The sequence below is a fragment of the Clostridium sp. UBA7339 genome, from assembly GCF_002470865.1.
In the GTDB taxonomy this organism is placed as follows: domain Bacteria; phylum Bacillota; class Clostridia; order Clostridiales; family Clostridiaceae; genus Clostridium_J; species Clostridium_J sulfidigenes.
Genome location: NZ_DKPI01000006.1, coordinates 523,590 through 542,861, shown reverse-complemented (window position 1 = coordinate 542,861; position 19,272 = coordinate 523,590). Strand labels below are relative to the sequence as shown.

The following is a 19,272-nucleotide window of genomic DNA, read 5'->3' as shown; positions in this document are numbered from 1 at the left end:
TTTGTATTTACTCTTTTTTTTACATCCATAGATATTATTAAAAAAGTTAAGAAGAAAGTGAAACACTAGAGGGAATATAAATAATAGAATAGGTAAAAAATTATAAGTCTATTGAATAAAAGAGTATACATATAAATTAAACTAACTACATAATTATAGTGAATTTGCATAATAGTTATTAAATACCTAAGTATTGTGATTTTATAGCAACTACTTCTTAAAGGTGGTATAGCAATTTAAAAATTTATCTCTATTAGCGTTATCACCTAGACCTTCATAACATTCCGAAAGAAGTTTATATATATTAGAATTAGTTGCATCTATAGATAATGCTTTATTTAATAGAAGTATTGAATCGTCATATTTTTTTAGATACATTAACTTTGATACTCCTTTTATTATATTTTCAAGAATTTTTGTGTCTTCAGTAAGATTATTTAATCTATAGATTAGTGAATTAATTTTGTCTGTAGTAAATGGCTTAAGTAAATATTCAACAGCTCCCAATTTAGTACAATCAACAGCATTTTTAACTGTTGGGAAAGCTGTCATAATTATTACCGTAGAAAATATTCCATCTTCCCGAATTCTTTTCAATACTTCAGTGCCACTTAATGTTGGCATTTTAATATCTAAAAAGATTAAATCAAAGGGTTCTCTAGATAATATTTCTAATGCCTCTAATCCATTTAGAGCTTCAGTGACAATGTATTCATTTAGTTCTAATGATGTTTTTAATAATTTTCTTATATTTTTAGTATCATCAACTACAAGTGCTTTTTTCATAGTACCTCCTAATTATATGGAATAATAATTGTAAATGTTGCCCCTTCACCTAAATCACTTTCACATGTTATTTCACCATTGTGAGCAGCTATTATGTCTTTACATATCCAGAGACCAAGACCAGAATTATTTTTAATGTCTTTATTAGTTAATTGAGTATATTTATCAAATATTTTTGTAGTATTATCCTTTAAAATTCCAACACCAGTATCAGTTACAGTTATATTTAATTTATTATCTTTTAAGAATCCTCGTATAGAAATTAAATCGCCATCCTTGCAGTGTCTAATGGCATTTATTATTAAATTATTAAGTACCCATACTAATTTTTCACCGTCACAGGATAACGGTTTTACATTTATATCTACATTGTATTCAAGAATAATTCCACTATAATTTGCGATACCTTTGTTACTAGAGACTGAGGCTTTTATCAAATCCTCAATGGAATTATACTCTTTATTATAAATCTCAGTTGAAGATTCCAGTTTCGATAATAAAAGCATATTTGAAACAAGTAAGTTTAATCTTTCGCCATCTTCCTTAATAGTGGTTAATATTTTTCTTTGTTCGTAACTTAAATCTCCTAATTTACTACTTTCTAGTAGACCTGTACCAATCATAATTGAAGTTAATGGAGTTTTAAATTCGTGTGAAATTGTTGCAAAGAAATCCTTACTAGTTTGCTCTATTTCTTTTAAGTGTGTTACATCCTTTAATAAAATTACATAGCCAACTTGAAGATCTTCCTCTTTAATTTCTTTAATTGATATATTGTAATAGAGTATATCTCCATTTTTGTTTTTTAGAGTGATAATATTCAAAAAATCCCATTGACAGTTATTTAATGTTATATCATAGATAACTGAAAAAAAACTTCTATCATTAACCAAATGAGTTAAATATCGTCCTTCTGGTTTTTCATCGCTAATATCAAAGGCATCAATAAAATTTTCGTTAACCATGGTAACTTTATAATCTTTATCAATAACTACCATTGGAGAATCTATGCTTCTTAATATGGAGTTTGAATTATTTCTTTCTTTTAATATTTGACCTAGTGTGCTTTTTTCAAAACTTTCAATTCTTTTTGCCATTAAGTTAAATTGATTTGCTAATTCTCCTAGTTCATCTTTTGTTGTTATTTCCAATTCTTTATATGCAGAGTTAGTTTTTATATCTTTAATAGCATCAATGATATTATTTAATGGGTATAATATCTTTTTAAGAAGATGTCTTGATAAGAAAAATGAAATTAATATTGAAGCTAAAGTAAAAAGTATTGTTGCATTTATTATAATTTTAGTTTTATTTTCAACTCTAGTTTTTGAATTAATCATCATAGTTTCATTTAGACTACTTATATTATCTAGAGTCTTTACAATTGTATCATAATTAATTTTAATTTCATTGAAGAAAAAATTATACCCTGATACTTTACCATTATTTTGAATGATTTCAGATAAGGTAAAAAAATTCTGGCTATATTCAAGATAGTAAGTATCAAGACTATTTACATATTCCATTTCTCCATCTTCAGTTATATTATTTTTTTCAAAGTAAAAGTTATCTAAAAATAAAGAGTTATTTTTAGAATATTCAGCGAGGCCTTCTTTTTTATCGCCAGATATGTAAAGAAATAAGCTCTGTTGTTGATTATAAAGTGCATCTTTCATATTTTCAACAGATTGAATACTTTTATAATTGTTAGTTAAAAGTCCATCTATATCATTTGAAATTGTAATTAAATTTCTAACTGAAACTAATCCTAGCAATGACATTGCTAGGATTATAACAATATAAATAAGTGATAGTTTTCCATTTAAGGTTTTAACCATAGTTTTTCCTCCTTAAGTTAATTCTTATAGTAAAGCAAAGTAAAATATAGCAAAGCTAAGATTAATTAAGCTAATTTTAAAACTCCAATTTCTGAAGTATGGATAATTGTTAATAGTACTTTTAGCTTACTTTGATATTTATATCTAATAAGATTAGAATTAGTAGGTAGTAAAAATTACGTAGGAAGGTAGTATTATGTATAACTTAATTATAGGTTACAATAACTCAAGTATCAACTTAATTAAATCACTTATTTGTAAAGAAAAAATTGTATTTTTGATTGATGATAAATCACCAGAAGAAATTAAAATAAAGAATAAATTTCTTTATTATTATCAAGTCAATATAACTGATATGAAACAGATACTAGATAAGTCATCGAAAGCAATGTTATCACATGTTTTTATAATAACAGAAGATGATTATTTAAATTTAATGATTGAAGATAATTTGAAATTTTTAGATAATGTACAAGTTGTTTATAATTTTAGAGCATTAGAAAAGATATCTAACAACGGTAATAAAAATTTATATCTTCAAGATTTCTTTGAGCCATTAGGTAAGGAGGTAATTTAATTTGTTTGTTGTTGTTATAAGTGAAAGTAAATTCATTAATCGATATAAGGAAAGTTTAGAAGGTTTAAGCTTAGATTTCTCAAATGTAATTTCACCACAAGAACTTTCGCCCGCGTCTTCCGATATATTTAATAATTACTTATTAAAGAGAGCAGATGTGGTGGTGATTATCACACCTAAAGATCAGTTTAATTTCTATATTTCAAAGGTTTGTAAAACTTTTTATGAAACTAAAAAGGTTATTACATTAATTAACAATTCAAACAATAAAGATGTTTTTGCTTCAATTGGAGTTTTTGATGTAATAGATTTTAATTGTTATGCAAAAGAAACTTTATATAAATTTTTAGAAAAAGGAGCAATTTAAATATGTATATTATTATTATTGGATGTGGCAAGATGGGAAGCAAATTAGCTGCAGATTTAGCTGAAACATCCCATGATATATGTGTAATAGATAGGGATGAGGAGAAAACGAATAAACTAGGTTCAGGGTTTAATGGAAGGATATTAAATGGGGTTGAAATTGATATTGACTTACTAGAAGAAGCAGGTATTGAGGAAGCTGATGTGCTACTTGCTTTGACTCAAAACGATAATATAAATATTGTTGCATGTGAAATAGCACAGAATATTTATAAGGTTCCAACTGTAATTGGAAGAGTATTTAATGATGATAGGGGCCACATTTATAATTCCTTAGGCATTAGAACAATTAATCCGATAAAACTAGCTGTTAGAAATATTAAGGAGGATATAAAATGCGAGCAGTTGTAATTGGTGGAGGTAAAGTTGGGTATTACTTAATAAAAAACCTCTTAAACATTGGGTGTTTAATAACTTTGATAGAAAAGAATTATGATATATGTAAGAAAATATCTAATGAACTAGATATTGAAGTAATATGTGGTGATGGTTCAAATTTAGAAGAATTATCAGAGGCTATAGAAGGAACAAATACTATTGTTGCAGCAGTTACAGGTAAAGATGAGGAAAATTTAATTATCTGCCAAATGAGCAAGCGTAATTTCTCTATTAAAAGTGCTATTGCAAGAATTAATAATCCTAAAAATAGACAGTTATTTAGTAAATTAGGTATAACATCTACTGTTTGTAGTACAGAAGTTATTTCAACTTTAATTGAAAATGAACTTGTAGAGGATAATTTTAAAATTGTAAAAACTTTAGATAGAGGAGAAATGGTAATAATTGAAGCTTATATAGATAAAAATTCCCACTGGAGAGATATGGAGATTAAAAGCTTAATTTTACCAAATGATAGTATAATAGTTTCTATTTTAAGAAACAACGAGATTATTTATCCTAGGGGACATACAAAGATCTTACTTGAGGACACTGTTGTATTGATAACAAATACCAGTGTATCTCATAAATTAAGAAAATCTATTTATGGAGATGGTAGTAATGGTAAGAAATTCGGATTATTTTAAGGGAATATTATTTGAAATCCTAGTTGTAGCTATGTATATAATAGTAATTTTTATTTTGAGTTTTTTAGGGTGATTAAATGAGTGAAAAATATTTAAAGGACTTTAAAGTCATAAATTATTATGTTGGAATAATTATATTGGGAACAATTTCATTAATGATTATACCTATCTTCGTAACTGTTTTTTATAAGGAGTGGAGTTCGCTTGTAGATTTTATTCTTGCTCTATTTATTGGATTATCTATAGCCTTTTCACTGATTTTTTCGGGAAAAGACGAAAAAGAAAATAACAAAATTGAATGGAAACACGGTCTTATAATTGCATCATATTCATGGCTGATTCTAATGCTTTTATGTGCCCTTCCCTATGTTTTTAGTGGACATGCAAAATCTTATATAGATGCTTGTTTCGATGTGATGAGTGGATTTACTACAACTGGAGTATTTCTTATGCAAGATCTAGATCATATGTCCCTTGGACTTAATATGTGGAGACATATACTAACATTTGTAGGTGGGCAGGGCATGGTTGTATTAGCTTTATCAATACTAATTAAAAATTTTTCTGGTGGATATAAGATGTATGTAGGTGAAGGAAAAGATATTGGGCTTTTACCTAATATTAAAGGAACTACCAAGGCCATTTGGAAAATTAGTATAATATATTTAGTAATTGGTACAGTGGCACTTACAATTAATGGTTTATTCATAGGGTTATCACCATCTAATTCATTTATGCATGGACTATTTATATTTGCGTCAAGTTGGAGTACAGGTGGATTTGCTCCAATGTCTCAAAATATATTGTATTATCATAGTTTTTCATATGAATTAATTACAATGGTATTGTTCATCATTGGTTCATTAAATTTTGGTCTTCATTTTGCAGTTATAAAGGGTAAGAGAAAGGAAATTTTCAAAAATGTTGAAACACAAAGCTTTTTTATAACTTCTTTTATTCTTGCAGGATTATTAGTTATGTTCTTATCAAAGACAGGAGTATACACAGATGCAGTTTCTCTATTTAGAAAGGGTGCTTATCAGCTCTTATCTGCACATACCACCACTGGATTTGGCAACCTTTATGCTAGGCAGCTATTATTTGAATGGGGAGATTTTGCAATTTTTATTATGACAATTGCAATGCTTATTGGAGGAAGTGCATGTTCAACAGCCGGTGGATTTAAGGGACTAAGGATGGGGATTATCTTTAAGGGAATAATTGCAGATATAAAAAGAGTTCTTAGTTCTGATAGAAAGATTTTAACTACAAAAGTTCATCACATTAAGGATATAATTTTAGATAATGATTTAGTAAAATCATCAATGCTTATAATACTTTGTTATATTGCTATGTTTATTTTTGCAACGTTACTTGGAACATATTATGGCTACTCACTTGTAGAATCAGCTTTTGAGGCAGCTTCTATATCTGGAAATGTTGGATTATCTATAGGTGTAACTTCTATAACCATGCCTATACCACTAAAGATTTGTTATATCATTATTATGTATCTAGGGAGATTAGAGTTTATTTCAGTATTTGCATTAATAGGGTATTTTATAGGAGGAATTAAAAAGTTATGTGTAAGATACAAAAAATAATGTTAATTGTAATTATTACAGCGATTTTTTCTTCATTTCCAGTATTAGCTAGTGAGGCTATAACTTCTGTAAGTGAGCTTATTGATAACGGTTGGGAATATGACTCTAAAATTATAAATATTCAAGGTGAGGCTATTGGTGAACTTTTAGAAAGGGGCAAATATTCATTTGTTAATATAAATGATGGAACCTCTGCCATAGGTATTTATTTAAAAACTACAGATGGGGAAATGATTAAATCTTATGGAAATTATCATAAGATTGGAGATTCAGTAAGAATTACTGGGGTTTTCAATAGAGCCTGCAAAGAACATGGTGGTGATATGGATATTCACTGTGATTCAATACAAATAGTTTCAGATGGTTATGAAAGGACTCATGACATTAACAAACATAAGATAATTTTAACTATCGTACTGATGCCTTTTGTAATCTATGGAACAATGAAGACTTATGAAGTAATTAGAAAAAATAGTAAGAATTAAGTATGAGTAATAAAAGAGAAAAACCACATCAGTTTATATGTGTTTTTTCTCTTTTGTTATTCCTCAACATTTCCTAGTTTACGTTGATTTCTTCTGATTTTTAATTTTTGCATCAATCTACTCAAGGTAGATACTAAAATAATTCCAACAGCTATAACTCCTGCTAAAGAAAGAGTTTCGATTCCATTATTTAAGGAACCAAATACATTACCTTCAACTGCTTCAAAAACTGTATAATACATTCCACTTCCAGGAACTAAGGGAATAAGAGAGCAAACTAAAAATAATGTTACAGGATTTTTTAAAACTCTAGAGAAGATTTCAGCATAGATACTGATGCTTATAGATGCTATAAGCATAGCTAAGATGCTAGAGTCAGATAAGTTCATAGTAAGGCTGTAAAAAAACCATCCAACGGCACCTCCAAGGGCTGCAAAGAACAAGTTTTTATCCCTTACATTAAAGAGAACTCCAAAACCTAAGGAAACAATAAATGCATATATAACTTGCAAAAACATTTTACATCCCTCCTATAATAGACATCCATATTTTGAAACTAAAAGCAGCTCCAATAGCAATGGCTCCAGCTATCATAATAGCTTCCAGAGTTCTTGAAAGGCCTGAAAGTAAATCTCCAGCTATGGTATCACGAATAGCGTTAGTTATAACTAAGCCTGGAACAAGTAACATAATTGAACCAATAATTATTTCATCTTTATGAAATATGGGATTTATGTAAGAGAAGAAAAGTCCAATTATAGCGGCTAACGCACCACCTGCCACATTAATGAAAAATTCATTAACGCTTAAACGAGATAACATAGAAGATAATAAATTAATTAAAATTCCTACACCAAAGGCTATAATGAAGTCACTAAAGCTACCACCAAAAAGTAAGGTAAATGTACCAGTAGTTACTCCAGCAAAAAAAGTTTTTATGCTGTTAGAATATTTGGGAAAGCTGCGTATATATTTCAATTCTTTTCTAAGTTCATCTAAAGTTAAAGGATGACTTTGTATTTGTCGAGATAAGTTATTAATTAAAGCTACTTTTTCTAAATCTGTGGCTCTAGAAGTAATTCTCTTAATTATGGTACTATTCCTACCGTTTTCATCCATAGTAGAGGTGATTATTGCTGTAGGAGATACAAAGCTTTCCGCATTATCTATGCCATAAGACTTACATATCATATTTATTGTTTGTTCAACTCTGTAGGTTTCACCACCATTTTCAAGCATTATTTTTCCGGCCTCTGCAGCCAAGTTTACTATATTATCAGTAATCATAATGGTACTCCTTTGTTATATTAACAATATCTTATTATTAGCATTCATCAAAGATATTATAGAACAAAAAACAAGATAATGTATAATTGTTAGAATAATAAATTTATTATATTACAATATTGTGTTAAATTTATTATATAGGCAAATATTATAAGGTTACAATAATCAAGGGCAACTTTCAATATGATATTGTTTTCAAGTTTAGGGTCAATTAAAGAGATAGCTAAGGGGGATTTTATGGATAATGTAAATATATTATTAGAAAGTCTAATTAGTAACTTAAAAGAAGGAATTCACATAGTTGATAGTAAAGGAAAGACCATCTATTATAATCATGCCATGGAAAACATAGAAGGCATGAAAAGTGAAGATGTAATGGGAAAGGAAATTCAAGAGTATCTTAGGGATATAGAACACTCAACTATATTAGGAAGTTTAAAAAGTGGACACACCTATAGAGATACTTTACAAAACTATAGTAATGGAGCAGGTAAGATAATAACCAGTATAAACTCTACTATTCCAGTAATGGTAGACGGAAAAGTTGAAGCAGTAATTGAGATAGCTAGAGATATGACACAAATAAAGAAATTAAATGAAACTATATGTCAGTTAGAAAATAAAAGTAAATCAAAGAAAAATTATTATACCTTTAATGATATTATAGGAAGTAGTAAGGTATTAAATGAAGAAATTTTAAAAAGTAAAAGAGCTAGTATATCTAATTCTTCAGTACTCATATATGGAGAAACTGGATGCGGTAAGGAACTATTTGCACAAGGTATACATTATGAAGGAATAAGAAGAGACAAGCCCTTTATAGCTATTAACTGTGCAGCAATACCAAGTGCACTGTTAGAGGGAATGCTCTTTGGAACGGTTAAAGGTAGTTTTACAGGAGCAGAAAATAAAAAAGGGCTTTTTGAAGAAGCTCATAGAGGTACTATTCTACTTGATGAAATAAATTCTATGGATCCCTATTTGCAATCAAAATTATTAAGAGTACTCCAAGATGGATATATCAGACCACTAGGAAGTAATAAGATTATTGATGTAGATGTAAGGATTATAGCAACAATAAATGAGGAAGCAGACAAACTTATAAGAGAAGGAAAGCTTAGAAAAGATTTTTATTATAGATTGAGTGTAATTAAAGTAATGATACCACCACTTAGAGAACGTAAAGAAGATATAAGCCAGTTATGTGATTTTTTTGTAAACTATTATAATGGTATTCTATATAGAAATGTAAAAGGAATTAGTGAAGATGTTATGGAGGGATTTTTAAACTATAGTTGGCCTGGAAACGTAAGAGAACTTAAGAATAATATAGAAAGTGCTATGAACATGGTTGAAGATGGAGAAATATTAACAAAGGAGTGCTTTGGTAATAAGATTAATTCTGTAGTAGAAGTAACTTCAGAAGATGGATTTAGAGGAGATATCCCTTTAAATGAATATATAGATAGTCTTGAAAAAAATATAATAGAAAAAAGCTATAAAAAGAACAATAAAAACATAACAAAAACTTCAGAGGAATTAAAAATATCAAGACAAAATCTTCAATATAAACTTAAAAAATATAAATTACTTTAGTTAACTATTTTTTATGAGGATATAATATAAACAATATGTTAATAAAAAGAATAAATTAAATATTAAAAAGATTTAGAAATATGTATGCCTAAAATTCGGCAAAGCGTATGCAAATAATTTTGCATACGCTTTTTAAGTGGATAGAACCTAAGTAAATATAGAAAAATTTTTTGCGGTAAATTTTAAAAAGTGATGAAATTATATACATTTAACCTATTTAAAGTTATGAAAGCATCTAAATAATGTATTTTCTTTGGCATGCAAATTGCTCTAGTAAAATATAGAATTTATAAAAATAATTTAATCATGAGGGGGATTTTACAATGGAAAATGTTAAGGTAGCAATTTGGGGCTTTGGAGCTATGGGAAGTGGAATGGCAAAAATGCTATTAACTAAAAAAGGTGTAGACATAATAGGGGTTTGTGATATGCACCCTGCTAGAGCCGGAAAAAGTATTTTTCAAGTTTTGGGAGTAGAAAGAGGAGATAGGGAAGATGTAATAATAAAAGCTAACATAGATGAAGTGTTAACAGAAAAATGCTGTGATATTTGTTTATGTGCAACAGATTCTTTCACAAAAAATGCTTTTCCAAAGTTGAAATCTGTACTTGAAAAGAAAATAAATGTTATTTCTACAGCAGAAGAAATGTCTTATCCTCAAGCTAAAAATCCTGAACTAGCTGCAGAGTTAAATAGAATTGCAAAGGAAAATGGAGTTACAATTCTTGGAACAGGTATAAATCCAGGATTAATCATGGATTTACTTGTTGTATGTTTAACAGGTTGTATGACTGAAGTAACTCATGTTGAAGCGAAGAGAGTAAATAGTTTATCACCATTTGGACCAGCTGTTATGGAAGAACAAGGAGTTGGGATGAAGGTTGAAGATTTTAATGCAGGAGTTAAGGACGGAAGTTTAGCTGGGCATGTTGGATTTATAGAATCTGTAAATATGATAGCTGATTCTATGGGCTGGAAAGTTGATAAATTTGAACAACAAATGGCTCCAATAGTAACTACTGTAGATAGAAAGTCACCTTATGGATTTGCAGCTGCTGGAGATGTTGCAGGTGTTAATATGACAGGTCAAGGATATGTTGATGGAGAGGTAAAAATAGATATGATTCATCCACAACAAATAGAACCTGAGATGGAAGGTACATTTACTGGAGATTATATCACAATAAAAGGTACACCAGAAGTTAATATGTCAATTAAGCCAGAGGTTGATGGAGGACTTGGAACAATTGCTATGTGCGTTAATATGATTCCACATGTAATTAATGCAAATCCAGGATTAAAAACTATGATAGATTTACCAGTACCAAGGGCTATAATGGGAGACTTTAGAAATTTCATAGATAGATAAAGTTATTTAATTATAGAAATTTACTTAGGAGGTGAAGGTGTTGATTAAGAAGGACACATTTATTGAAATAGAAACAGTGGTATTACAATGTGAGGATAGATCACCAGCAATTCCAGCCGATACAAAGGAAACTCCACTTAAAATGTGGGTTAGGGGTTTTGTAAATTCAGATTGTGAGCTGGGTGATGAAGTTGAAATCACTACAACTATTGGAAGAACTATGAGAGGTATAGCTAAGGTGGTAGAACCTTCATATTCTCATAATTTTGGTAGCTATGTAAGTGAAATAGCCTATATTGGAAAACAAGCTAAGGAAATGATTTTCAATAAATAGTTATACAGAAAGTAGGTGATTGATATGAATAAGTATGAAGAGGTTATGAGCAGAAAAAATCAAATTATGATTAAGTCTGTAGGAATGGATTTTGATAAATATGAAAAGGGAAGTATAGCTTTTGATTATGAAGCAATGATGAGAGATATAGGATATTCCCTAAGTGATATTATGAAAATTCAACGAGAAGTGGGAGTTGGAAATACACCTCTCTTAGAATTAAGAAATATTACTGCCTTGGCAAGAAAGGTATCAAAGACTGGAAAAGCAGCTAGGATATTTGTTAAAGATGAAAGCTGTAATCCATCTGGAAGTTTTAAAGATAGAAGAGCATCTGTATCTGTGTATGATGCTAAGGAAAGAGGCTATAAGGGTGTAGCATCAGCTACTTCTGGAAACTATGGGGCAGCAGTAGCATCCCAAGCAGCTATGAAGGGATTAAAATGTACCATAGTTCAAGAATGTTATGACTCTAAAAAAGTAGGACAACCAGAGATTCTTGAGAAGGGCAGAAAATGTGAATGGTTAGGGGCTGAAGTTTTACAATTAACAGTAGGACCAGAATTATTCTACACCTATCTAGAGACTTTAGAAGAAACAGGTTTTTATAATGCATCTTTATATTCTGCTTATGGAATAGCTGGAGTTGAAACTTTAGGTTATGAGATAGCTACAGAATGTAGAGAACGATTTGGAAAGGATCCAGAAGCAGTAGTAATTACCCATGCAGGTGGTGGAAATGTTACTGGTACTGCAAGAGGACTTATAAAGGCAGGAGCAAATAATACAAAAGTTATTGGAGCTTCTGTAAATTTACAAGGTCTTCACATGGCAAGTGATAAAGCCTTTAATAGAAAATCCTTCACTACTGGACACACTGGATTTGGTATTCCATTCATGGTATGGCCAGATAGAAGTGACGTACCAAGAAGTGCAGCAAGACCTCTAAGATATTTAGATAGATATGTAACCTTGCCACAAGGGGAAGTTTTCTACATGACTGAGCTTTTAGCACAGCTTGAAGGACTTGAAAGAGGACCAGCTGGAAATACTTCTTTAGCAGCAGCCTTTGTCATAGCTCAAGAGATGGAGGATGATGCAATTTTAGTAGTTCAGGAGACCGAGTATACTGGTGCTGGAAAGCATATAGTTCCACAATTAACCTTTGCAAAGGAAAATGGAATTAAAGTGCTTAGAGGTAATCCAATGGATGAAGTTCCAGGAGAAAATATTATACTTCCAGAGGATCCATCTTATTTACAAGTAGATAATAAAGAGCTAGACGATTATAGAAAATCATTAATTAAAAACACAGTAAAGCTTTTAAAAGAAAAAGAAATTGGACAGGTAGATTTAGATTTCTTATGTGAAGAAACAAAACTTAGAAAAGAAACAGTAATAGATATTCTTAAAGAATTTGGGGTTAATGTGAAATAGGGTTAATAAGTAAATAGGGTAAAGATAAATAATGTGTGAAATAATAAAAAACTATTAGGGGGAGAGAAGTAGTGAAAAGAGAAGACGATTTTGAAATAAGAAGAAAACATTTAGAAAGTTTAAGTGATGAAGAATTATATGAAAGGTTTTGGAAATTGACAGAAGAAATAGTAAATCCTATGGTGGATTTAGCATATGGAAATACCTCATCCTCTATAGAAAGGTCAGTACTTCTTAGAATGGGCTTTTCAAGCATAGAATCTCAAGATATAGTTCAAGAAGGCTTAAAAGCAGGACTTCTTGGAAAAGGTATGGGAAATGTAGTTTTAAAATATGCAAAATTAAAGAGTGTGCCATATTTAGAAGCTGGTAGAGAACTTGGAGAAGGAAAAGGCTGGAATGAAGTAACTAATTTGTTTGGGGGGGTTAAATAATGCTAGATATAAATAAGAAAATAGATGTAGCAGAAATACTTAAGGACTTAGATAAGTATGAACCTAAAAGAAGAGGTTGGCATTGGAGAGAAGAATATAATGAGCCAATGGGAGAGTTTGAATATAAGGAGATATCAAAACCCCTAAAAAATAGTAAAGCACTTCCATCAGCAACCAGCTTTGCTAATATAGACCCTCAACCAAAAGCTGTAATAACTTCGGAAATAGCTTCAGGAAGATTTGAAGATGATATTAGAAGAATGAGAATGGCAGCTTGGCATGGTGCAGATCATATAATGGTTATAAGAACATCAGGACAAAGTCACTATGATAGTTTAATTGAAGGAAGTCCAGAAGGAACAGGAGGAGTTCCAATAACTAGAAAAGAAGTTAGAGCTACAAGAAAAGCTCTTGATATGATAGAGGAAGAAGTAGGAAGACCAATAAATTTCCACTCCTATGTATCAGGGGTTGCAGGTCCAGATATTGCTGTAATGTTTGCAGAGGAAGGAATAAATGGAGCTCACCAGGATCCTCAATATAATGTACTTTACAGAAACATAAATATGGTTAGATCCTTCGTTGATGCAGCAGTAGCAAAACATATAATGGCATGGGCTGATATTTTACAAATAGATGGAGCACATAATGCAAACGCAACTGCAATGAAGGGTTATAAGGTAATGCCTGAACTTATGGTTCAACATGCTATAAATTCAAAATTCTCTGAGAAGGTTGGTATGAAACAAAGCAATATATCACTATCTACAGTACCACCAACAGCACCACCAGCTCCATGTTTAAGATATGATTTACCTTATGCTGTAGCACTTAGAGACTTATTTAAAAACTATAAAATGAGAGCACAGATGAACACAAAATACATGGCATCTTGTACTAGAGAAGCAACAGTAACTCATTCATTAAACTTGTTAATATCTGAACTTACTTCAGCAGATATTCAAAGTACAATCACTCCTGATGAAGGAAGAAATGTACCTTGGCATTATAATAATATCCATGCTGTAAATACAGCTAAGCAAGCTTTAATTGGCATGGATGGCTTAATGGATATGATAGAGCTTAAAAAGGATGGATATCTTCCAGAGAAGGTTAGAGAACTTAAGGAAAGAGCAGTATTATTCCTAGAGGAAATGATTGAAAATGGTGGATATTTCAAAGCTGTAGAAGATGGATTCTTTGTAGATTCAGGAGAATATCCAGAAAGAAATAGTGATGGTATTGCAAGAAAGATAGATGGAGGTATTGCTGTTGATACAGTAGTTCCAAGAGATAAAGAATACTTTGCTCCAGTATGTGCTCACTTTGGATATAATAATATTCCAGAAGAATATAACAAACCATGTGATGCAATAGATGAATGTACATTATGTAATCATAGCAAAATAGTTTATATAGATGAACTTGATGAAGAAGATAATGTTAATATAAGAATGGCTAAAAATAGTAAAGAGGAAGGAACTATAATTCCAGAAGTAGAGTGGAAGAATGATGGCTATGTATCTACAACATTATTCCTAACTGAAGAGGAAAATATAGCAGAGGCTGCAGCCCTTGAAATAGGAAGAAGAATGAATTTAACTGATGTAGAAGTTATTCATAAACAGGTTATGCAAGATGCAGAAGGTACTTTAGTAGAAATCAAAGGTAGAGTAAGCTTTGCAATTAAAAAAGATGAACTTAAGATTCCAGAAAAGCAAGAGCTTTTACCAGATGATGTAATGAGAGATTACGTTAAGAATAATCCTATTAGAGTGGTAGCTGCTACTGTTGGAGAAGATGAACACTCTGTTGGACTAAGAGAAATTATAGATATTAAGCATGGTGGTATTGAAAGATATGGTATAGATGTAGTATATCTTGGAACTTCTTGTCCAGTAGAAAAATTAATAGATGCAGCTATTGAAACAAAGGCTCAAGCTATAATAATGAGTACTATTATCACTCACAATGATGTACACACTAAGAACATGCAAAAGATTCATGATCTATGCATAGAAAAAGGTGTAAGAGACAAATTCATAATAGCTTGTGGAGGAACTCAAGTAACTAATGAGATTGCTGTAGCTCATGGTATGGATGCAGGCTTTGGTAGAGGAACTCATGGAAATAATGTTGCCTCCTTTATCATTGAAACCTTAATGAAAAAAGAACAATAATAATTTGAAGATTTATTATTAGATAAACTAGATTAAATAATAAAAAATATATGATATTTATATAAAGTACTGGGGGTGTCTCAAATAATTAAACTAAGTTTACCTTAAGGATAGATTAATGCTTAGTAAAATTTTGAGGTATCCCCTTTAAACTAGGAGGGAAGCTATGAGAGTTGAATATTTAATAGCGGAAATCGGAAGTACAACAACTGTAGTAACAGCCTTTAATTTTAAAAAAGGAGTTGAGGTTGTAGGACAAGGTAAGGCCTTTACTTCTGTTTTACAAGGTGATGTAACTATTGGACTTAGAAATGCAATTAATGAAATGGAGAAGCAGCTAGGAGAATCCATTGAATATGACAGAATGATAGGTGCTAGTAGCGCCGCAGGAGGCTTAAAAATAACTGTTCATGGATTAGTACAAGATATGACAGTTAAAGCTGCAAAGGAAGCAGCCCTAGGTGCAGGCGGAATTATAAAAATGGTAACAGCAGGTAAGCTTAGAAGAACGGATATTAAAAAAATAAAAGAAATAAATCCTAATCTTATAATGATTGCAGGTGGCACAGACTATGGAGAGAGAGAAACTGCCTTAGACAATGCTGAGATTATAAGAGATGCTGAGCTGAATATCCCTGTAGTTTATTGTGGTAATATAGCTAACCAAGAGGAAATAAAAGAGATTTTTGAAGGTAGAGAACTTTATGTAATAGATAATGTATATCCTAGGGTAGATGAACTAAATGTGGAGCCTGCTAGGGGGATAATTCAAGATGCTTTTGAAGTAAATATTGTTAAAGCCGGTGGTATGGATAAAATTAAAGAAATGGTGGATGGAGCTATAATGCCAACTCCTGGAGCTGTAATGGAAGCTACAAAATTACTCTATGAAATAATCGGTGATGTAATAGTGGTGGATGTTGGAGGAGCTACTACAGATGTTCATTCCGTAACAGAAGGTAGTGTGGAAATTTTAGATATATTAGTCACTCCAGAACCAAAAGCAAAGCGTACCGTAGAAGGTGATTTAGGGGTATATGTAAATAGAGAAAATGTATTAGAGCTTTTACAACATCACGAGTTAGAAGGAAGAACTAAGGATAGTATAAGTAGTTTCATTAAGCCTATTCCAACTACAGAAGAAGAGAAATATTGGAGTAGGGTCCTTGCTCAAAAGGCTGTAAACACTGCCATAGATAGACATGTAGGGCAAATTAAAAGAGTATACAATTCAGGAAGAAAGTTTAGTGCCTATGGAAAGGATTTATCAATGGTTAAATATATCATAGGTACAGGGGGTGCTCTAACTAGGTTAGGTAAAGGCAAGGAAATTCTAGAGAGTATAAAGGATGTTAAGGGAGACATTACTATGCGTCCAACAAAAGAGGCAAAGGTACTCCTAGATAATATGTATATCATGGCCTGTGCTGGAGTTTTAAGTAGAGAAAATAAAGAAGCTGCAATAGAATTGCTTAAAGCTAGTTTAAATTTATAATGACAAATTAGATTTTTAGTTTCTGTAAAGGAGGAGAGTTAGAGAATGGAAAAATGTTATTCAGAAGTAGAATTAAATCAAGAAAATTTAACTTATAATATTGCCCTTGAACAAGAGTTATGGAAAGAAGAAGTAAAGGATAGATATCCTAGAATTGAAATTGATTTAAATAAATTAACCTATAATACTAAATTTTTATTAAATATGTGTAATGGAAAGATGATAGACATCGCTGTAGTAACTAAGGTGTTTTGTTCACACCCCGATATAGTTCAAGGTGTTTTAGATGCAGGGGTAAAAACCATAGGAGATTCAAGAGTGGCTAATTTAAAAAAGATAGCAAATTTAAATTGTGAAAAGCTACTTCTTAGAATTCCAGCTCTTAGTGAAGTAAGAGAAGTAATCATGTATAGTGATATTTCCCTTAATTCAGAGATAGATACAATTAAGGCATTATCAAAGGAAGCTATAAGAGCTAAGAAAACTCATAAAATAATTTTAATGGTGGATTTAGGAGATTTAAGGGAAGGTGTTTTAGAGAAAGATGTACTAGAAATGTCCAGGGAAATTATTAAATTGCCTAATATAAAGCTTATGGGGATAGGAACAAATTTAACTTGCTATGGAGGAGTAATACCTGATGAAGTAAATTTAGGAAGGTTGCTAGAAATAAAAAACACCATAGAAGAAGAATTAAATATTAAGATACCTATAGTATCAGGAGGAAATTCTAGTAGTTTATATATGGTAATGAATAAAACTATTCCAGAAGGAATTAATAATTTAAGACTTGGGGAATCAGTGGTTTTAGGAAGAGAAACCGCTTATGGAAGAGATATTCCAGGAATGTTTAAAGATGTGTTTACTTTAAAAGGTGAAATTATAGAAATTAAGGATAAGCCATCAGTACCAATAGGAAATATTGGCATGGATGCCTTTGGAGAGGTTCCAACCTTTCAGGATAGAGGAACAATAAAAAGAGCTATAATTTCAATGGGAAGACAAGACGTAAAAATTGATGGAATAACTCCTAGAGATGAAAAAATAAGAATATTAGGTGGCAGTAGTGATCATCTTTTATTAGATGTAACGGAAAGTGAAGCAGACTACAAAGTTGGTGATATAATTTCTTTTGATGTAGATTATGGAGCATTATTATCTTCAATGACCTCCTCCTATATAAATAAGTGTATAATGTAAATAAAAAATAATTTTAAGGAGAGATTTAAATGGTTGATTTTAAATTATTTACTGAAGACTTAAATGTAGCAATAAGGAATCTGCATGAAAAAGGTGCCTTTTTAACTGTAAAGGCTGGAGATGAAGTTAATACTATGACAATAGGTTGGGGAAATGTTGGCTTCCAATGGGGAAAACCTATATTTACAGTGCTGGTAAGAAAGCATAGACATACCTTTTCTATTATAGAAAAAGCTGATAACTTTACTGTAACAATTCCTCTTGATGATAGCTTAAAGGAGGAAATTAAATTCTGCGGTACTAAATCAGGAAGAGATTATGATAAATTTAAGGAATGTGATTTGAAACTAATTCCAGCTAAAACTGTAGATACTCCAATAATAGAAAAATCTAATGTATTGACTTATGAATGTAAAATAGTTTATAAACAAGAAATGAATCCAGAGTTTTTATCTGATTCAATAAAGAGCTCAAGCTATCCAGCAGAGGACTATCATGTATTATATGTAGGTGAAGTAGAAGCTTGCTATAAACTATAAAACTGTATTTTAAATTGAATTAATAGCTTCCTATATAAATATTTGTATAGGAAGCTATTTTTATATGGAACTATAAAAATAGTTAACTATGAAGCTATTAAACTATATAACTAGTTAACTATTTGTTCTATTCATGCGGGTTTCAGGGGTTTTTCAATGTATTGGAAGCGTAAATATGTTGGAAATTTAAGGAGTATGAAGTCATTTCTAAAATTATAAGCTGATAAAATAAGTTAATATAGCTATTTGTATAACAAGGATAAGAGGAATACCAATAGTGAATTTTTTATGCTTAGTTTTATGTCTAAAAGTGCTCATACCAGCTAACATACCAATGGAACCTCCTATTATAGATATACATATAAGAGCTTTTTCACTAACCCTCCATTGTCTTTTTATAGCCTTCTTTTTATCTATTAACATTATAAAAAATCCAATTAGGTTTATTACTATTAAGTATAAAATAAAATTATTAAACATAAGACCTCCTAAAGTATTTATATATTTAATTTATATTATATAAAAATAAAAAGCAATAAGGATATATTTATTTTAATGGGTTGTATTAGTTAAAAGTACAATGTAAAAAACTCTCACCCATTGTTCAATTTAATAATAAAATACAACTAATCATTTGAGAAGAAAATATATTTTAGAGT

The 19,272-nt window shown here is 30.4% G+C and carries 20 protein-coding genes; 15 read left to right on the top strand and 5 right to left on the bottom strand.

The genetic code is table 11. The features are described from left to right. Window positions 1-210: 210 nt before the first annotated feature. Together B2S02_RS06035 and B2S02_RS06030 are read right to left on the bottom strand one after the other, a co-directional pair. A complete protein-coding gene (locus B2S02_RS06035) occupies window positions 211-786 on the bottom strand; it encodes a response regulator (RefSeq protein WP_346848662.1) in 576 nt (191 codons plus the stop codon). Window positions 787-794: 8 nt separating this feature from the next. Next, on the bottom strand, window positions 795-2,624 hold the full coding sequence (locus B2S02_RS06030; protein ID WP_346848663.1) for a sensor histidine kinase: 1,830 nt from the start codon (window positions 2,622-2,624) through the stop codon (window positions 795-797). A 196-nt stretch (window positions 2,625-2,820) separates the two neighbouring features. Between B2S02_RS06030 and B2S02_RS06025 the strand changes: the two genes are divergently transcribed. The 6 genes from B2S02_RS06025 (at window position 2,821) to B2S02_RS06000 (ending at window position 6,741) form a co-directional block, all read left to right on the top strand. Further along, entirely contained in the window at window positions 2,821-3,201 is a 381-nt protein-coding gene (locus B2S02_RS06025; protein ID WP_346848664.1) for a hypothetical protein, read from the top strand. 1 nt (window position 3,202) lies between these two features. Next, window positions 3,203-3,568, top strand: a complete 366-nt coding sequence (locus B2S02_RS06020; RefSeq protein ID WP_346877799.1) for an NAD-binding protein — start codon at window positions 3,203-3,205, stop codon at window positions 3,566-3,568. Window positions 3,569-3,570: 2 nt separating this feature from the next. Continuing rightward, on the top strand, window positions 3,571-3,978 hold the full coding sequence (locus B2S02_RS06015) for an NAD-binding protein (RefSeq protein ID WP_051824143.1): 408 nt from the start codon (window positions 3,571-3,573) through the stop codon (window positions 3,976-3,978). Further along, window positions 3,963-4,652, top strand: a complete 690-nt coding sequence (locus B2S02_RS06010) for a TrkA family potassium uptake protein (RefSeq protein ID WP_346848666.1) — start codon at window positions 3,963-3,965, stop codon at window positions 4,650-4,652. The genes B2S02_RS06015 and B2S02_RS06010 overlap by 16 nt, the downstream gene beginning before the upstream one ends. Window positions 4,653-4,729: 77 nt before the next feature. Then, on the top strand, window positions 4,730-6,256 hold the full coding sequence (locus tag B2S02_RS06005; protein WP_346877801.1) for a TrkH family potassium uptake protein: 1,527 nt from the start codon (window positions 4,730-4,732) through the stop codon (window positions 6,254-6,256). Continuing rightward, a complete protein-coding gene (locus B2S02_RS06000; RefSeq protein WP_346879554.1) occupies window positions 6,235-6,741 on the top strand; it encodes a hypothetical protein in 507 nt (168 codons plus the stop codon). Before B2S02_RS06005 ends, B2S02_RS06000 begins: the two co-directional genes overlap by 22 nt. 56 nt (window positions 6,742-6,797) lie before the next feature. Here B2S02_RS06000 and B2S02_RS05995 read toward each other — a convergent pair whose 3' ends face one another. Together B2S02_RS05995 and B2S02_RS05990 are read right to left on the bottom strand one after the other, a co-directional pair. Continuing rightward, window positions 6,798-7,259, bottom strand: coding sequence for a threonine/serine exporter family protein (locus B2S02_RS05995; RefSeq protein WP_346848669.1), 462 nt, complete (start codon window positions 7,257-7,259; stop codon window positions 6,798-6,800). Between the two features lies 1 nt (window position 7,260). Next, on the bottom strand, window positions 7,261-8,028 hold the full coding sequence (locus B2S02_RS05990) for a threonine/serine exporter family protein (protein ID WP_035134500.1): 768 nt from the start codon (window positions 8,026-8,028) through the stop codon (window positions 7,261-7,263). A 237-nt stretch (window positions 8,029-8,265) separates the two neighbouring features. On the opposite strand from B2S02_RS05990, the gene B2S02_RS05985 reads away from it, so the two are divergent. The 9 genes from B2S02_RS05985 (at window position 8,266) to B2S02_RS05945 (ending at window position 18,613) form a co-directional block, all read left to right on the top strand. Beyond that, window positions 8,266-9,624 (top strand): sigma-54 interaction domain-containing protein, encoded by a 1,359-nt coding sequence (locus B2S02_RS05985; RefSeq protein WP_346920451.1) that lies wholly within the window; start codon window positions 8,266-8,268, stop codon window positions 9,622-9,624. A gap of 323 nt (window positions 9,625-9,947) precedes the next feature. After that, window positions 9,948-10,994 (top strand): 2,4-diaminopentanoate dehydrogenase, encoded by a 1,047-nt coding sequence (gene ord, locus B2S02_RS05980; RefSeq protein ID WP_346877804.1) that lies wholly within the window; start codon window positions 9,948-9,950, stop codon window positions 10,992-10,994. A gap of 37 nt (window positions 10,995-11,031) precedes the next feature. Next, window positions 11,032-11,328, top strand: a complete 297-nt coding sequence (ortA, locus tag B2S02_RS05975; protein WP_346893981.1) for a 2-amino-4-oxopentanoate thiolase subunit OrtA — start codon at window positions 11,032-11,034, stop codon at window positions 11,326-11,328. A gap of 24 nt (window positions 11,329-11,352) precedes the next feature. Continuing rightward, window positions 11,353-12,765, top strand: a complete 1,413-nt coding sequence (gene ortB / locus B2S02_RS05970) for a 2-amino-4-oxopentanoate thiolase subunit OrtB (RefSeq protein ID WP_346893983.1) — start codon at window positions 11,353-11,355, stop codon at window positions 12,763-12,765. 71 nt (window positions 12,766-12,836) lie between these two features. Further along, entirely contained in the window at window positions 12,837-13,199 is a 363-nt protein-coding gene (locus B2S02_RS05965; RefSeq protein WP_346893985.1) for an ornithine aminomutase subunit alpha, read from the top strand. After that, on the top strand, window positions 13,199-15,379 hold the full coding sequence (oraE, locus tag B2S02_RS05960; RefSeq protein WP_346920450.1) for a D-ornithine 4,5-aminomutase subunit OraE: 2,181 nt from the start codon (window positions 13,199-13,201) through the stop codon (window positions 15,377-15,379). Before B2S02_RS05965 ends, oraE begins: the two co-directional genes overlap by 1 nt. A 166-nt stretch (window positions 15,380-15,545) precedes the next feature. Beyond that, on the top strand, window positions 15,546-16,874 hold the full coding sequence (locus B2S02_RS05955; protein WP_346920449.1) for a GlmL-related ornithine degradation protein: 1,329 nt from the start codon (window positions 15,546-15,548) through the stop codon (window positions 16,872-16,874). Window positions 16,875-16,919: 45 nt separating this feature from the next. Next, window positions 16,920-18,074, top strand: a complete 1,155-nt coding sequence (orr, locus tag B2S02_RS05950) for an ornithine racemase Orr (protein WP_346893991.1) — start codon at window positions 16,920-16,922, stop codon at window positions 18,072-18,074. A gap of 29 nt (window positions 18,075-18,103) precedes the next feature. After that, a complete protein-coding gene (locus B2S02_RS05945) occupies window positions 18,104-18,613 on the top strand; it encodes a flavin reductase family protein (RefSeq protein WP_346920448.1) in 510 nt (169 codons plus the stop codon). A gap of 213 nt (window positions 18,614-18,826) precedes the next feature. Here B2S02_RS05945 and B2S02_RS05940 read toward each other — a convergent pair whose 3' ends face one another. After that, window positions 18,827-19,093 carry a DUF1294 domain-containing protein gene (locus B2S02_RS05940; protein ID WP_346920447.1) on the bottom strand — a complete coding sequence of 89 codons (267 nt, stop codon included), beginning with the start codon at window positions 19,091-19,093 and terminating at the stop codon, window positions 18,827-18,829. Window positions 19,094-19,272: the final 179 nt, after the last annotated feature.

What these genes read in the sequence shown, in the direction of transcription:
- oraE (WP_346920450.1), top strand. Translation starts at nt 13,199, where the DNA reads ATGCTAGATATAAATAAGAAAATAGATGTAGCAGAAATACTTAAGGAC.
- B2S02_RS05940 (WP_346920447.1), bottom strand. Translation starts at nt 19,093, where the DNA reads ATGTTTAATAATTTTATTTTATACTTAATAGTAATAAACCTAATTGGA.
- B2S02_RS05955 (WP_346920449.1), top strand. Translation starts at nt 15,546, where the DNA reads ATGAGAGTTGAATATTTAATAGCGGAAATCGGAAGTACAACAACTGTA.
- ortB (WP_346893983.1), top strand. Translation starts at nt 11,353, where the DNA reads ATGAATAAGTATGAAGAGGTTATGAGCAGAAAAAATCAAATTATGATT.
- ord (WP_346877804.1), top strand. Translation starts at nt 9,948, where the DNA reads ATGGAAAATGTTAAGGTAGCAATTTGGGGCTTTGGAGCTATGGGAAGT.
- B2S02_RS05990 (WP_035134500.1), bottom strand. Translation starts at nt 8,028, where the DNA reads ATGATTACTGATAATATAGTAAACTTGGCTGCAGAGGCCGGAAAAATA.
- B2S02_RS06025 (WP_346848664.1), top strand. Translation starts at nt 2,821, where the DNA reads ATGTATAACTTAATTATAGGTTACAATAACTCAAGTATCAACTTAATT.
- B2S02_RS06015 (WP_051824143.1), top strand. Translation starts at nt 3,571, where the DNA reads ATGTATATTATTATTATTGGATGTGGCAAGATGGGAAGCAAATTAGCT.
- orr (WP_346893991.1), top strand. Translation starts at nt 16,920, where the DNA reads ATGGAAAAATGTTATTCAGAAGTAGAATTAAATCAAGAAAATTTAACT.
- B2S02_RS06030 (WP_346848663.1), bottom strand. Translation starts at nt 2,624, where the DNA reads ATGGTTAAAACCTTAAATGGAAAACTATCACTTATTTATATTGTTATA.
- B2S02_RS06010 (WP_346848666.1), top strand. Translation starts at nt 3,963, where the DNA reads ATGCGAGCAGTTGTAATTGGTGGAGGTAAAGTTGGGTATTACTTAATA.
- B2S02_RS06005 (WP_346877801.1), top strand. Translation starts at nt 4,730, where the DNA reads ATGAGTGAAAAATATTTAAAGGACTTTAAAGTCATAAATTATTATGTT.
- B2S02_RS06000 (WP_346879554.1), top strand. Translation starts at nt 6,235, where the DNA reads ATGTGTAAGATACAAAAAATAATGTTAATTGTAATTATTACAGCGATT.
- B2S02_RS05945 (WP_346920448.1), top strand. Translation starts at nt 18,104, where the DNA reads ATGGTTGATTTTAAATTATTTACTGAAGACTTAAATGTAGCAATAAGG.
- B2S02_RS06035 (WP_346848662.1), bottom strand. Translation starts at nt 786, where the DNA reads ATGAAAAAAGCACTTGTAGTTGATGATACTAAAAATATAAGAAAATTA.
- B2S02_RS05985 (WP_346920451.1), top strand. Translation starts at nt 8,266, where the DNA reads ATGGATAATGTAAATATATTATTAGAAAGTCTAATTAGTAACTTAAAA.
- B2S02_RS05995 (WP_346848669.1), bottom strand. Translation starts at nt 7,259, where the DNA reads ATGTTTTTGCAAGTTATATATGCATTTATTGTTTCCTTAGGTTTTGGA.